Below are 13,175 nucleotides of genomic sequence, written 5' to 3'. Positions count from 1 at the left end.
GTCCAATTGGACGCACGGCTCTCTAGGGCCGCTGGCGCAATTTTACTTGCGCATTTTAAGCAGAAGCGAAACCCGGTTTTGCACCAAATGCGCCCCAGATGAAGCGGAGGAGGGCCAATGCCAGCCTATATCTTCAAGCGGCTCATCGCAGTCGTTCCCGTACTTTTCGGGCTCTCCATCATCGTGTTTCTGGTGATGGCATCAATTCCCGGCGATACTGCCACAGCTCTGCTCGGCTCTTATGCGACGCCGGAAAATGTCGAGCGTATCAATCGTGATCTCGGCCTCGACAAGCCACTCGTCCAGCAATATTTCATCTGGATCGGCAATCTGTTGCACGGTGATTTCGGTCGCTCCTTCGTGCTCAATCGTCCTGTTCTCGATGAAGTGCTGGAACGCTTTCAGGCAACACTTATTCTGGCAGGCGTTGCTCTCGTGCTCTGTTCGATCTTCGGACTTTTCGCAGGCATTGTCTCAGCCGTTCGTCAGTTTGGCTGGGCAGATCGCACCATCACTTTCATCGTTCTGGCAGGCATTTCGATCCCTTCATTCTGGCTTGGCCTTCTGCTGATTTATCTCTTCGCAGTGCATTGGCGCATACTTCCGGCATCCGGCATGTATGCAGTCTATGGCGGCGGCGATCTCAAGGATCTGATCTGGCATCTGATCCTGCCAGCATCGACGCTTGCGGTTGTTGCTGCCGGTGTGATTGCCCGGCTGACGCGCGGCGCAATGCTTGAAGTGCTGCGTCAGGATTATATCCGCACCGCACGCGCCAAAGGGCTCAATGAGCGTCGCGTGATTTACGGCCACGCCTTTCGTGCAGCCCTTGTCAGTGTCATTCCCGTTATCGGCATTCAGGCAGGCTTTGTGCTGGGCGGTGCGGTCTATATCGAGACCGTGTTTCAATGGCCCGGTATCGGCGCCATGCTTGTGAAGGCAATTTCGACCCGCGACATCCTGCTTGTGCAGGGCGGCGTGCTGATCGTGGCAGCCAGCTATGTGCTGTTCAATCTGCTCGCCGATGTCCTTCAGACCATGCTTGATCCGAGGATACGCACATGAGCGCCCTTTCGGAAACCTACTCCCCAGCCGCTCCTGCGCGCCTGTCATCATGGCGTCTGCTGATGAGCAATCGTTTGGCAGCTTTTGGCTTTTTTCTGCTCGCGCTCATCTGCGTGCTGATAATACTCGTGCCAATCCTGCCATTACCCAACCCGGATGCGACAGCACCCGCAAACAGGCTGCAACCCGTCTTCTCCGCAGGTCATCTGCTGGGCACAGACCAGCTTGGACGCGATATTCTGAGCCGCCTTCTCTGGGGCGCACGCGTCTCGGTGGCGGTAGGCTTTGCAGCCACGCTGATTGCCGCAGTGATCGGCTCGGCTATCGGGATCGTCGCAGGCTATGCAGGAGGGCGCACCGACAACCTTATGATGCGCGGCATCGATATGCTGATGGCCTTCCCCTATATCCTGCTGGCTCTTGCAATCGTTGCAGCGCTGGGACCGGGATTGATGAATGCGCTTTATGCAATTGCCGTGGTCAATATCCCGTTCTTTGCACGTAATGTGCGCGGCACAACACTCGGCCTTGCCAATCGCGAATTTGTGGATGCTGCCCGGCTTTCCGGCAAAGGGCACATTTCAATCCTGCTTACAGAAGTGTTGCCCAATGTGTTGCCGGTCATCGTCATCACAATGTCAACCACGGCAGGCTGGATGATCCTTGAAACGGCAGGCCTCAGCTTTCTGGGGCTTGGTGCGCAGCCGCCACAGGCTGATCTTGGCTCGATGCTCGGTGAAGGCCGTGCGCAGATGTTCACTGCCCCGCATGTTTCCATCGTGCCGGGCCTAATGATCTTTCTGATTGTCATCAGCCTCAATGTGCTGGGCGACGGCATCCGCGATGTGCTTGATCCCCGTTTGCGCTCCGGTGCTCTTGCCCGCCCCGGCTCGGTAACGGCAATCGCCAAGCACAGAACCGCGCCCAAGACGAGGATGCTGGATGCAGCCCTCGCGGTCGAAAAGCTCGAAACTGGCTTCGTCAACAATGGCAACTACACGCCTGCGGTCAACAGTGTTTCCCTGCATCTTAATCGCGGTGAATGTCTTGGCCTGATTGGCGAAAGCGGTTCAGGCAAAAGCGTCACCGCACTTTCCATCATGGGGCTGGTGGCCTCACCGCCTGGATTGATCCGCAACGGCGCCATCTATCTTGACGGCGAAGACGTACTCGACATGAGCGAAACCGAACTGACCGCCACGCGCGGCAGCAAGGTCGCCTATGTATTTCAAGATCCGTTGACCACGCTGCACCCGATGTACTCAATCGGCAAACAGGTCGAGGAGGCAATCGCAGCGCACAAATCGATCAGCGCATCCGAACGCCGGGCAGAAGCCATCGCCTTGCTGGAGAAAGTGGGTATTCCGGATGCAAAGGAGCGTGCAGATCATTATCCGCACCAGCTTTCCGGCGGTCAGCGTCAACGTGTCGGCATAGCCATGGCACTTGCAAATGATCCCGACATCATCATCGCCGATGAGCCGACCACCGCTCTTGATGTGACCGTACAGGCGCGCATTCTTGAGCTTTTACGTGATCTGCAGCGCGAACGCGGCATGGCGCTTTTGTTCATCACTCATGACTTTGGCGTCGTTTCCGAAATCTGCGATCGCGTTGCCGTCATGAAAGACGGGGTGATCCTCGAGACCGGAACCGCCCGAGAGGTGCTCGCCAACCCGCAACACAGCTATACCAAGCGGCTGATTGCCTGCGTGCCAGAACTTGGCCACGGCAAGGACTTCTATGAGCGCGTGGCAAAGCTGTTCAGTCGCAAACAGACGGAGGCCGCCACATGAGTCAGGCTGCAATCAGTGTCCAGAATCTGAGCAAAACCTTTGGTGGCGGACGCACATTTTTCGGCAAACAGCGCCATGCTGTTGAAGCGGTCAAGTCCGTGTCGCTCAATCTCGCGCGCGGCGAAACATTGGCAATCGTAGGCGAAAGCGGCTCGGGAAAAAGCACTCTGGCGCGAATGCTGGTGGGGCTGACAGAGCCGAGCGACGGCACGATGAAAATCGCCGGACAGGATGCCAGCGCACTTCGCCGCTCTGGTCCGCGGGCTTTTGGCAAGGTGATCCAGTATGTGTTTCAGGACCCCGTGGCGTCGCTCAATCCGCGCAAGACCATCCGGCAGATACTGGAAACACCCCTGAAGCTGCTCGGTGAACTGGATAGTCAAAAGCGCCAAAAGCGTATGGAAGAACTGCTCGATGCCGTGCAGATGCCAAAAGATACTCTGCTGCGCTACCCGCATGAGTTTTCCGGCGGGCAGGCCCAGCGTATCGCCATTGCCCGCACACTTGCAGCAAATGCCGAAATCATCGTGCTGGATGAGCCGGTAAGTGCGCTTGATGTCTCCGTTCAGGCGCAGGTGCTGCTGCTGCTCGATGAGCTTAAACAGCAGTTCGGCCTGTCTTATCTCTTCATCAGCCATGATCTTGCGGTGGTGGAAGCCATCAGCGACCGCGTTGCCGTCATGTATTATGGGGAAATCGTCGAGGAAGCGACCGCCGGGGACCTTTTTGCGAAGCCACAACATGCCTATACACGTCAGCTGATAGACAGCGCGCCGCGTATGAAAAGAGAGTAGCAAGGTATGGCCCGGAACAGCCGCAGCAAATCGGACAATGCTTCGCTGACCAAATCAAAGCGACGGCCTGAGGTCATTGCTGACCGTATCAAAGACGTGATCCAGACGGACCATCTCAAACCCGGTGATCGGCTACCACAGGAAAAAGACCTGATCGACCAGTTCAAGGCGGCCAAGGGTACTGTGCGCGAGGCGATGAAGGCGCTCGAAACCCAGGGCCTGCTCTTCACCCGCACCGGTCCCGGTGGCGGTGTTTTCGTTGCTGAACCATCTGCGCAACATGCGATGGAAATGCTCGGCAACTATTTCTTCTTCGACCAGCCAAGCCTTCAGGAAATCTATTCCCTACGCAAGCTGCTGGAGCCTGAGATCGCAGCCTCACTTGCCGGCAGATTGAGCAATGAAGATCTTACGAAACTGGAGAGCACGATGCGGTTTTACGACCGCCCTCCAACCAATCTGGACGACCAGTTTCAGCAGCGTGTGGCAGAACTGGATTTTCATACTCAGCTCGCACAACTCTGCCCGGACCGGCTCCTGGGCTTCATATGTGGTCTAACGCATAATCTGCTGCGCAACATGCCTGTTGCCCGCTCAATCTATGCCGATCCCACACCCGCATCCCGCGAAGAAGGCCTGCTTTTTCAGCATCGCCTTCTGACAGCTCTGATGGAAAACAGGGCCGAAGATGCACGTAAAATCGCGCTGGAACATATGATTTCCGCCGAAAAATACATGCTTTCCAAAGAAAAAGAGCTGAAAAAAGCATCAAGCGCATAAAAATCAGAAATTTCGGAACCATCCCGGCGTGCGTGCATTAGCCAATATGCAGGCCGCCGCCATAACTCATGCGACGGCCTTGCTTGTTGTGTTTGATCATGGAGGTTTTGACCCTTTTTATGTGTGGAATTTGCGGAGAAGTCAGGTTCGACGGTGCGACACCGTCGGTTTCGGCAATCTCGAAAATGGCAGACATTCTTGCCCCCAGAGGGCCAGACGCTTCTGGCATCATAGTGCGTGGCAATGTCGGCTTTGGACACCGGCGATTGAGAATTCTCGATCTGTCGGAGAAATCCCAGCAGCCCATGATCGACGCCGATCTTGGCATAAGCGTTGTCTTCAACGGCTGCATTTACAATTTCCGCGAATTGCGTGCTGAGCTCGAAGCCAAGGGCTACCGCTTCTTTTCTGATGGCGACACAGAAGTCATCATCAAGGCATGGCACGCCTGGGGCGAGGAATGTGTTTCCCGCTTTTACGGCATGTTCGCCTTTGCCATCCATGAGCGCGATACCGGCAGACTGATCTTTGCCCGCGACCGTTTTGGCATCAAACCGCTTTATCTGGCAGAGGTCAGCGGCGCGCTGCGCTTTGCCTCGTCGCTGCCTGCACTTGTGAAGGCTGGCGGTGTCGATACCTCAATCGACCGCGCGGCACTGCATAATTATATGAGCTTCCACGCTGTGGTTCCGCCGCCGCGCACCATCTATAAGGGTGTGCGCAAGCTGCCTGCGGCAACGATCCGTGTTTATCAGGCCAATGGCGAATTTCGTGATCGCATCTATTGGCAGCCGCCGCATAGCCGTCTGGCTGGCGACAGCACTATCAGCCGTGAAGACTGGCAGGAACAGCTCCTCGACATGCTGCGCGTTGCCGTCAAACGCCGCATGATTTCTGACGTGCCGGTTGGCGTTCTTCTGTCAGGTGGTGTGGATTCGAGCCTGATTGTCGGTCTTCTTGCGGAAGCAGGTCAGACCGGCCTCATGAGCTTTTCGGTCGGCTTTGAAGAAGCCAACGGCGAAAAAGGCGACGAGTTCGTCTATTCCGATCTGATTGCCAAACATTTCGGCACCGATCATCACAAGATTTTTGTGCCGAGTTCTGATTTGATGGATGCGCTTCCCGGTACGATTACCGCCATGTCGGAACCAATGGTTTCCTACGACAATGTCGGCTTTTATCTGCTGTCGAAGGAAGTTTCCAAACATATCAAGGTCGTGCAATCCGGTCAGGGTGCCGATGAGGTCTTTGCGGGCTATCACTGGTATCCGCCACTGGTGGACTCCAATGATGTGGTCAGCGATTATGCCAAGGCATTCTGTGACCGCTCGCATGATGTGCTTAAAACCCAGCTGTCGCCCGACTGGATGACAGATCGCGACTATAGCCGCGAACTCATCGAAGAGCATTTGTTGCGCGATGGCGCTGATACACCCGTTGACCGCGCACTTCGTCTCGACAGCAATATCATGCTGGTCGATGACCCCGTAAAACGCGTCGATAACATGACGATGGCCTGGGGGCTGGAAGCCCGCGTGCCGTTTCTCGACCATGAACTCGTGGAACTTGCAGCGCGTATGCCGCCAGAAGAAAAGCTGCGGGATGGCGGCAAGGGCATTCTGAAGGATGTCGCCCGCAAGGTTGTGCCAAGCGAGGTGATCGATCGCAAGAAGGGTTACTTCCCGGTGCCGCAGCTCAAATATATCGCTGGCCCCTATCTCGACATGCTGCGCGATGCTTTGTCATCGCAGAAAGCACGCGAACGCGGGCTTTTCCAGCGTGATTATCTCGACCGGTTGTTCGCAAATCCTTCCGAACACATCACCCCTTTGCGCGGCTCGGAGCTTTGGCAGGCCGGACTGCTCGAAATGTGGCTTCAAACTCAGGAAGCATGAGGTTGGGAGGCCCAAAATGAAAAAGACAGGTGAGGTTGAAATGACCCGGCAGAAAGCAAGGGGCAGAAATGCTTTCTCGCACAGGCTCACGCGACTGCGCACACCCGAAAGTGCGGGCTTTTATCAGGAGCATCTGCACGGTCACGCGCAGGAAGATGAACGTTCTGCCAACCGCAATATCGTGCTCGACTGCGGTTGGGGGCGGTTGCTTTTCGCACAGACGTTCGAGAGCAATGAAGGCATCATCGAAGCATTGCGCGCTGAGGCTCCTTTAAGCCGTGATATTCTGTTTTATGTCAGCGATCCGCATGTGCTTCTATCGCAGGCACCGCAGGAGATCTTTCTCGATCCATCGCACACCTACCGGCTTGAACTGTCCAATTACCGCGCTGGTGGGCGTCGCACACGCGGCATCACCATTCGTCGCGCAGTATCGGAAATTGACGCGGACGGCATCAATGCGGTCTATGCCGCCTGTGGGATGGTACAGTTGCGGGCTGATTTCTTTTCGTCAGAACGCGATAATCGTGCCGTCACCTATTTCGTCGCGCAGGATGATGCGACGGGCGAAATTGTCGGGACAGTCACCGGCATCAATCACCAGCGCCTGTTCAATGATCCTGATCAGGGTGGCTCGCTCTGGTGTCTGGCGGTGCATCCGCAGGCACGCCAGCCCGGCATTGGTGAGAAGCTGGTTCGCAAACTGGCCGAGCATTTTCAGGCGCGTGGGCTCAACCATGTCGATCTGTCGGTGCTGTACGATAATGACAATGCAATCCGCCTCTATGAGAAGCTGAAGTTTCGTCGCGTCCCGCTTTTTGCGATCAAACGCAAAAACGCGATCAATGAGAAGTTTTTCGCCCAGCCGATCAACTCCCTTGATGCGCTCAATCCTTACGCCCGTCTCATTGTGGACGAAGCGCTGCGTCGCGGCGTGCATGTGGATATCACCGATGCGGAAGGCGGCTTCTTCCGCCTCTCCCATGGCGGACGCTCGATCCATTGCCGTGAAAGCCTCTCTGAAATGACATCCGGTGTCGCCATGTCGATCTGTGACGACAAGGCCGTCACCCGCCGCACCGTCGCAAAAGCCGGTCTGAGCGTGCCTGAGCAAATCGCAGCCGATGCTGATGATGAAACGCTGGAAGCCTTTCTTGCAAAACATCAGAAGCTGGTTGTGAAGCCCGCGCGCGGTGAACAGGGTCGCGGAATTTCTGTCGGAGTCACCACGATGAAGGATCTGCGTGCTGCCATCAAGCAAGCGCGAGAGGTTTGCAATCAGGTGTTGCTCGAAGCCTGTTTTGAAGGTGAAGATCTGCGACTGGTGATTATCGATTACAAGCTGGTTGCCGCCGCGGTGCGTCGTCCGCCACGCGTGATCGGCGACGGAAAATCAACGATCAGACGCCTCATCGAAGTTCAATCACGCCGCCGTATGGCTGCAACGGGCGGTGAAAGCCGCATTCCGGTTGATGCCGAGACAAAGCGTTGTCTTGAGCAGCAAGGTCTGATACTAGATGACGTGCTTACAGACAGACGTGAAATTACCGTTCGTAAAGCAGCCAACCTTCATACCGGTGGCACGATCCACGATGTAACGACTATCGTGGAACCGACATTGGTTGATGCTGCGTGCAAGGCAGCACGCGCTATTGATATTCCGGTTGTGGGCATTGATTTCATGGTGAAGTCACCCGAAACACCAGAATATGTGTTCATCGAAGCGAACGAGCGTCCTGGCCTTGCAAATCATGAACCGCAGCCGACAGCTGCGCGTTTTATTGAATGTTTGTTTCCTCAATTGGGAACCAATATTCCATAATGGAAGTTTGTTTTGCACTGAAAGTGCCATTCACAATCCGGTAGCACAAACGTGACATCGGATTGTCGTGGATTTGGTCTATATTGCGACCTTCGCCCAAGATTCATCATTCGTGGAGCAAAATATATGCTGGCAGAAGCCAAAGTAGAACAGCTGGGTATTACGATCGATGTATATCAGCGAGAAGCACGTCACTGGATTGCATCTGGTGTATTCGATGGAAAGCATATTGTTGTAGAAAATGTGACGCAGGGAACTGCGGTAAGTGCGTGGAGAGACTGTGCCCTGGCATTATCAAACCGGGCGGCCTAATTATTTATCTCAAAATTACTGAACTTAATTACTGAGCGGCTTCTGCGATAATTGGTATGGCAGAGGTTTTTTTCTCAAGCGTCATCGTCTTGAGATTACCTGAAAATAGAATGCCGGTGATCGGCAGAACTGGTTCCGCAGGCAGTGCTTCATGGTGGGTGCTGTCTTTTGGAACATGAAGCTTATGCTCGGTGCCGTCATCGGCACCGGACATGATAAGCGATACATTCCCGCGCGCTTCCAGCAATTTTGTCCCGTACAGGAACTCGAAGCTCAGCATCGAAACGAGGAATTTATAGGTTCCGTCGCGCACGCCACCCTTCATCATGGCGGCGCGATGGACCTCCTCGCCGATTGCTACATCAAGCGGCGGAATACGGGGATCACAAACATAACCAAGCGCGAGCAGTTGGCCGTTATCAACCTCAAAGCGCATTCTGTCTGCACCAAGATCGAGCGCGGAAATTGAAAAGCGGCGGTTGCTATATTGAATTGGCACGCGCCCCAACCGCTTGCAAAGCTGTTCGCCACTCAAGGCGCGTGCATTGGCGAAGTGGTCGGGATCAATAGCAAATGGCAGCGCTTTTGGGCGATGCTGCATAGACAAAGCTGGTTCGAGAACATCAGCGATCAAGTTGGCTACAATCGTCGTTGAAACAGGGCGCGCATAATGACCCTGATCGAGATAGAAAGCCGGATTGCTTACGACATCACGGCCATATTGCTGCATCAGCATCCGCGAAACATCGACTGAAATGGTGCCATACCATTGCGATATGTAATTGATGCCCGCATCAATTGAAGAAACAGAATTCAGGAATGAGCCATTGCGTGCGCCAAATACAAGCGTTGCGACCCGCAGGTTTGGATTGCGTTCCAGCGCGTAACGAATGATCCCCTCGTAAAATCGTGCCCAATGGCGAAACGGACGCCGTTCATCACCGTAAACAAAGGCATCATTGATCGCATATTCGATCAGCAGCAGCTCGCAATCCTCGAGCTGTTCAAACTGCTTGAGCTGATAAAGGCCAAGCGCGCTCGTGGTGCCGCCCACGGCAAGATCAGCAACAATGTCCAGCTCCACGCCGCGTTTTGCCATCGTCCCCAGAAGGGTTGGTAGATAACCGGGCAGCATGACGGTGTTTGAACCACCGATGATTACAGTCTTGAGCTTCATTTCGTCACCGTTGCAGCTTGGCCTGCCGGCGTCAGCGAACCACAACGCCACACACCGTAAGTGCTTGCATCCCAATCAAAATAATAAGCGGCTGCGATCTGGCCACTATCCATCATCTGACGAAACCGATCGCGTGCCTTCTCGACCAGTTGTTCGCGATTATTGTCGTTGGCCGGGCAGGCTTTGGAGGTATTCGCAAAGCCCCATTCGGTGATCCAGCATGGCTTGCCATCGGCACCACCGCAGAAAGACAGCGCGCTGGCGATGTGTTTCGCGCGCGCAGCCCGTGTGCCGCTGCTGCCCGGATAAATGTGAATGCCATAGCCGTCGGCCACATCATTGAGACCATATTTCCTGAGAAGATCCGTAAAGACGGCTGGATCAACGCTGTCTATTCCGCGCCGGTCGGCATCAATGAAAGGAATATCGGACAAACCCGCTGATACGACTTTTGCTTTGGCGCTGTGCTTGGTCTTTGCCAGCTCCGCCCTGACAATGCGCAGAAGTTCGACGTATTTTTCTGCACCCTTTTCGACCAAAGGCAGATCTTCCATCTCATCCAAAGAACGTGCGGTCTTCATCTTTTCCTTGGGTAGAATGGCAAGATCGCCATTATAGGCACCCCAATTGATCTCATTGCCGGGTTCCACAGCAACCAGTGGCACCCCAAGTGCATCAATCTTTTGCAAGGCATCTGCGATCGCCTGCTGAAAGCGATCCGGAGATATATCTGAAAGCCGATACATATCCCAGATGCGCCCGCGACCGGAACGAGGCTTTGTTCCTTCAGGATAGAAATCCGCGTTATTGAGCGAGATTTCGAGCAGGATGGCCAAACCTTTTTCATGAGCAAGACGCACCGCATCGATACTCTGATCCACCGGTCGCGTGAGGGACAGCCGAACTGCCACCACGCCATTATCCACCATCTGATCGAAAATCTGCTCACGCTCTGCTGGCTTAAGCCAGGCCATATTGACCCGGTTGACGCCGAAGCGCGTATCGGCAAGAGCACTTTGAGGCTGGAGAGCCAACGACAAAGCGCCCACGAGCGTTATCATCGCTACCGTTTTGCCCCTGATGCTCTTGCAGCTTGGCATCATCTTATCCCGATATCCTTGAGTGCGCCGTTGAAATTGGCTTCACATTCCGAATAGCGATTGATGGCAGCAGGCACATCAATCTTGGAAAGGAAGTCACGCAGATAGGCCTTCTTCTGCGGCTCACGGTTCCAGATGCTTGCATCAATATGTGGAAAGCCGACGAAGCCGAGCATTTCTCGCATTCGGTCATCGACCGCGATCATCAGCCCCGGAACACCCGACTGCATACCGATGATCGTGCCGTGGAAACGACGGCTTAAACCGAAATCCTGACTGGAAATCCAGCTGCGCCATTTATGCGTATCGAAAAACACCAGCAGCTCGTTTTTGCGCTGCCACTTTTCCATGTGTTTGTAATCGACAGGTGCGGTGATGCGGCTTGCCGCCTCATCGAAAGCTTGCGCATGATCTTCGCCTGCGATGTTCATATTATAGACGATCACCTCGTCCTGGATGACATAGCTTGCAACGCTGTCTTTTTCGAGCAGCGCATGGGCATCGACAATCGTATCGGCCACACTGCCGAGATAGCCGCCGAATGAGATTTTTTGCGCATCCGCAAGGCTCGGATCAGCAAGACGGCTCAGCGATAGCTTCATCTGCTCTGGCCGATAGTAGAGCGAAGGGCAGCCGGTCGGGCGGACATATTTCATGCCCGCATCTTTCAGGAACGCTTCCGTGAAATGCCCGCGTGTGAGGAAGAAACTTTCCTTGCGGCGCAGAATTTCCAAAAACCGGCGCGTGCCTTCCGGCAATTCGGCTTTCAGATTTTCCTTCTTCTGAATGCCGATGCCCATGACAACAATCGGCATGTTCAGCTTTTCAAAGACGAAGGATTCCGTTGTTGCGGCATAACCGGGACGCAAAAGATTTGCCGATGCAAACAGGCAAAGATCAAAGCTTTCATTGAGCTTTGCATAGGTGTCAGGTGAATTGAGGCTGTTGGCCAGATGCCAGAACGGAACATAAGTCACATCATGGCCGCGGACAGCATTGGCAGCGCCTTCACCAATGAGGTAATTGCCAGTATTGGCAATCTTTTTGACCTGATCGGTCACATCCTTTTTGGTGCGGATGGGCTCGAAATAAGGGCGGTGTTTAACACTTGCACCCGAAACGCTTTCCACGGTCCGCATCAAATAGGACGGAATGCCGGTAATCATTATGCGCATGGTGATCCATCTTCGCTTAAATTAAAGAAAATTGCTGGATTTGGATTAGGCGTGAGATGCCCCAATGCCGATGTCTGAAAGCACGCTTCGGAAATTGCGTTCGCGAGCCGAGTATTTTTCAACCACATCAGGGATGTTCATTGCTGCGATATGATCACTCACGAAAGCGCGCCGGTCGTTGGCTGCATTGAGATCACGGGCATCAATCTTTGGCAGACCGGAGAAATTGAGCATTTCACGCATACGATCATCAACGGCGACCATAAGGCTTGGTACGCCCGCCTGCATGGAAATGATATTTCCGTGGAAGCGACGACCGAATGAGAAGTCCATCGTCGAGCACCAGGCACGCCATTGATTGGTGTCAAGGAAAGCGTGAACGCTGAGCTTCTTCTTGAGATCGCTTGAGCCTTTGTAGGTCAGCGGTCCCACCAGCTCACCAGTCGTTGAATCATAAGCACGGCCATTGGCGTCCGATTCAAGCTGCATATCGAAATGCAGAAGCTCATCCTGCACCACATAGGCTGAACGACCATCGTCGGAACTCAGCGCATTCATGTCGCCGATGGTTTCAAGTTCTGCACCCATATAGCCTGTGAAAACTGTGCGGCCTTCACCTACTTTAACCTGCGACAGACGCGTAATGGCCTTGCGCATATTATCAGGACGGAAATAAAGCGACGGGCAACCAACCGGACGCACATAGGAAAAGCCCTGATCACGAAGATAGCCGGCTGCATTTTCACCGCGGGTAAGGAAATAATGCTCGCGAGATTTAAGCACTTCGAGAAGCTTCTTCGTGCCAGCAGGTAAACCGTCTTCGCCCTCAATATCAGGGCGGTTCTGGATACCAATGCCCAGCATAACCACCGGCATATCGAGCTTGGATAAAACCAGCGCTTCCGCATCTGCTGACAGGCCTTTGCGCAGAAGGTTTGCGCAAGTGAAGACGCAGATATCGAACTCCTTGTTGATCTCCTCGACACCTGTTCCATTGTTCACGCAATTATAGAGATGCCAGAACGGAATATGCTTGGCTGACGGCAGAAGGGCCGTCATTGCGCCCTCGCCGATCAAATAATTTCCGGTATTGGAGATGTTTTTCAGTTCCTGGATAAAATTATCCCTGGATTCTGAATCCTTCTGCTTTTCCGAATAATAGACCTGCGCTTTGTCTGCGCGATCAATGAGACGTGTCAGATGGCTCGGAATGCCGGTGACAAGAATTCTTGGGTTGGTTGGGCGGCTCATAGGTCGAC

The 13,175-nt window shown here is 54.2% G+C and carries 12 protein-coding genes; 7 read left to right on the top strand and 5 right to left on the bottom strand.

The features are described from left to right. Nucleotides 1-117 precede the first annotated feature (117 nt). The 4 genes from ABWV94_RS09480 to ABWV94_RS09465 are packed head-to-tail and all read left to right on the top strand — an operon-like array spanning nucleotide 118 to nucleotide 4,435. Nucleotides 118-1,065 carry an ABC transporter permease gene (locus ABWV94_RS09480; RefSeq protein WP_079213247.1) on the top strand — a complete coding sequence of 316 codons (948 nt, stop codon included), beginning with the start codon at nucleotides 118-120 and terminating at the stop codon, nucleotides 1,063-1,065. Then, nucleotides 1,062-2,861 carry a dipeptide/oligopeptide/nickel ABC transporter permease/ATP-binding protein gene (locus ABWV94_RS09475; protein WP_353413396.1) on the top strand — a complete coding sequence of 600 codons (1,800 nt, stop codon included), beginning with the start codon at nucleotides 1,062-1,064 and terminating at the stop codon, nucleotides 2,859-2,861. The genes ABWV94_RS09480 and ABWV94_RS09475 overlap by 4 nt, the downstream gene beginning before the upstream one ends. Continuing rightward, the gene (locus tag ABWV94_RS09470; protein ID WP_353413394.1) at nucleotides 2,858-3,655 is read left to right on the top strand and encodes an ATP-binding cassette domain-containing protein; all 798 of its coding nucleotides are present in this window, start codon (nucleotides 2,858-2,860) and stop codon (nucleotides 3,653-3,655) included. Before ABWV94_RS09475 ends, ABWV94_RS09470 begins: the two co-directional genes overlap by 4 nt. Nucleotides 3,656-3,661: 6 nt before the next feature. After that, entirely contained in the window at nucleotides 3,662-4,435 is a 774-nt protein-coding gene (locus tag ABWV94_RS09465; RefSeq protein WP_353413392.1) for a FadR/GntR family transcriptional regulator, read from the top strand. Between the two features lie 37 nt (nucleotides 4,436-4,472). Here the strand turns inward: ABWV94_RS09465 and ABWV94_RS09460 are convergent, their stop codons facing one another. Then, nucleotides 4,473-4,631 (bottom strand): hypothetical protein, encoded by a 159-nt coding sequence (locus tag ABWV94_RS09460; RefSeq protein WP_162699591.1) that lies wholly within the window; start codon nucleotides 4,629-4,631, stop codon nucleotides 4,473-4,475. On the opposite strand from ABWV94_RS09460, the gene ABWV94_RS09455 reads away from it, so the two are divergent. The 3 genes from ABWV94_RS09455 to ABWV94_RS09445 all read left to right on the top strand — a co-directional run bounded on the left by ABWV94_RS09455 (nucleotide 4,555) and on the right by ABWV94_RS09445 (nucleotide 8,464). Next, nucleotides 4,555-6,330: an N-acetylglutaminylglutamine amidotransferase gene (locus ABWV94_RS09455; protein ID WP_353413390.1), complete on the top strand. Its 1,776-nt coding sequence runs from the start codon at nucleotides 4,555-4,557 to the stop codon at nucleotides 6,328-6,330. The genes ABWV94_RS09460 and ABWV94_RS09455 overlap by 77 nt on opposite strands. Before the next feature lie 16 nt (nucleotides 6,331-6,346). Further along, nucleotides 6,347-8,152, top strand: coding sequence for an N-acetylglutaminylglutamine synthetase (gene ngg, locus ABWV94_RS09450; RefSeq protein WP_007877278.1), 1,806 nt, complete (start codon nucleotides 6,347-6,349; stop codon nucleotides 8,150-8,152). Between the two features lie 126 nt (nucleotides 8,153-8,278). Further along, nucleotides 8,279-8,464: a hypothetical protein gene (locus tag ABWV94_RS09445; RefSeq protein ID WP_007877280.1), complete on the top strand. Its 186-nt coding sequence runs from the start codon at nucleotides 8,279-8,281 to the stop codon at nucleotides 8,462-8,464. Between the two features lie 28 nt (nucleotides 8,465-8,492). Here ABWV94_RS09445 and ABWV94_RS09440 read toward each other — a convergent pair whose 3' ends face one another. From ABWV94_RS09440 to ABWV94_RS09425, 4 genes are read right to left on the bottom strand one after another with little or no spacing between them, the layout of a single operon-like run. Then, nucleotides 8,493-9,641 carry an SGNH/GDSL hydrolase family protein gene (locus ABWV94_RS09440; protein WP_353413388.1) on the bottom strand — a complete coding sequence of 383 codons (1,149 nt, stop codon included), beginning with the start codon at nucleotides 9,639-9,641 and terminating at the stop codon, nucleotides 8,493-8,495. Further along, nucleotides 9,638-10,744 carry a glycoside hydrolase gene (locus ABWV94_RS09435; protein ID WP_353413386.1) on the bottom strand — a complete coding sequence of 369 codons (1,107 nt, stop codon included), beginning with the start codon at nucleotides 10,742-10,744 and terminating at the stop codon, nucleotides 9,638-9,640. The genes ABWV94_RS09440 and ABWV94_RS09435 overlap by 4 nt, the downstream gene beginning before the upstream one ends. After that, a complete protein-coding gene (locus ABWV94_RS09430; RefSeq protein WP_353413384.1) occupies nucleotides 10,741-11,916 on the bottom strand; it encodes a polysaccharide pyruvyl transferase family protein in 1,176 nt (391 codons plus the stop codon). The genes ABWV94_RS09435 and ABWV94_RS09430 overlap by 4 nt, the downstream gene beginning before the upstream one ends. Nucleotides 11,917-11,961: 45 nt before the next feature. Then, the gene (locus tag ABWV94_RS09425; protein ID WP_353413382.1) at nucleotides 11,962-13,167 is read right to left on the bottom strand and encodes a polysaccharide pyruvyl transferase family protein; all 1,206 of its coding nucleotides are present in this window, start codon (nucleotides 13,165-13,167) and stop codon (nucleotides 11,962-11,964) included. Nucleotides 13,168-13,175 lie beyond the last annotated feature (8 nt).

The organism is Brucella sp. NBRC 12953, from assembly GCF_040369775.1.
GTDB classification, from domain to species: domain Bacteria; phylum Pseudomonadota; class Alphaproteobacteria; order Rhizobiales; family Rhizobiaceae; genus Brucella; species Brucella pseudogrignonensis.
Note: the sequence above shows the minus strand (reverse complement) of the source record. Positions and strands in the feature narration are given on the sequence as shown.

Bases quoted from the DNA above. Each gene is read 5' to 3' on its own strand.
- ABWV94_RS09440 (WP_353413388.1), bottom strand. From the start codon at position 9,641: ATGAAGCTCAAGACTGTAATCATCGGTGGTTCAAACACCGTCATGCTG.
- ABWV94_RS09445 (WP_007877280.1), top strand. From the start codon at position 8,279: ATGCTGGCAGAAGCCAAAGTAGAACAGCTGGGTATTACGATCGATGTA.
- ABWV94_RS09480 (WP_079213247.1), top strand. From the start codon at position 118: ATGCCAGCCTATATCTTCAAGCGGCTCATCGCAGTCGTTCCCGTACTT.
- ABWV94_RS09465 (WP_353413392.1), top strand. From the start codon at position 3,662: ATGGCCCGGAACAGCCGCAGCAAATCGGACAATGCTTCGCTGACCAAA.
- ngg (WP_007877278.1), top strand. From the start codon at position 6,347: ATGAAAAAGACAGGTGAGGTTGAAATGACCCGGCAGAAAGCAAGGGGC.
- ABWV94_RS09475 (WP_353413396.1), top strand. From the start codon at position 1,062: ATGAGCGCCCTTTCGGAAACCTACTCCCCAGCCGCTCCTGCGCGCCTG.
- ABWV94_RS09430 (WP_353413384.1), bottom strand. From the start codon at position 11,916: ATGCGCATAATGATTACCGGCATTCCGTCCTATTTGATGCGGACCGTG.
- ABWV94_RS09460 (WP_162699591.1), bottom strand. From the start codon at position 4,631: ATGTCTGCCATTTTCGAGATTGCCGAAACCGACGGTGTCGCACCGTCG.
- ABWV94_RS09470 (WP_353413394.1), top strand. From the start codon at position 2,858: ATGAGTCAGGCTGCAATCAGTGTCCAGAATCTGAGCAAAACCTTTGGT.
- ABWV94_RS09455 (WP_353413390.1), top strand. From the start codon at position 4,555: ATGTGTGGAATTTGCGGAGAAGTCAGGTTCGACGGTGCGACACCGTCG.
- ABWV94_RS09425 (WP_353413382.1), bottom strand. From the start codon at position 13,167: ATGAGCCGCCCAACCAACCCAAGAATTCTTGTCACCGGCATTCCGAGC.
- ABWV94_RS09435 (WP_353413386.1), bottom strand. From the start codon at position 10,744: ATGATGCCAAGCTGCAAGAGCATCAGGGGCAAAACGGTAGCGATGATA.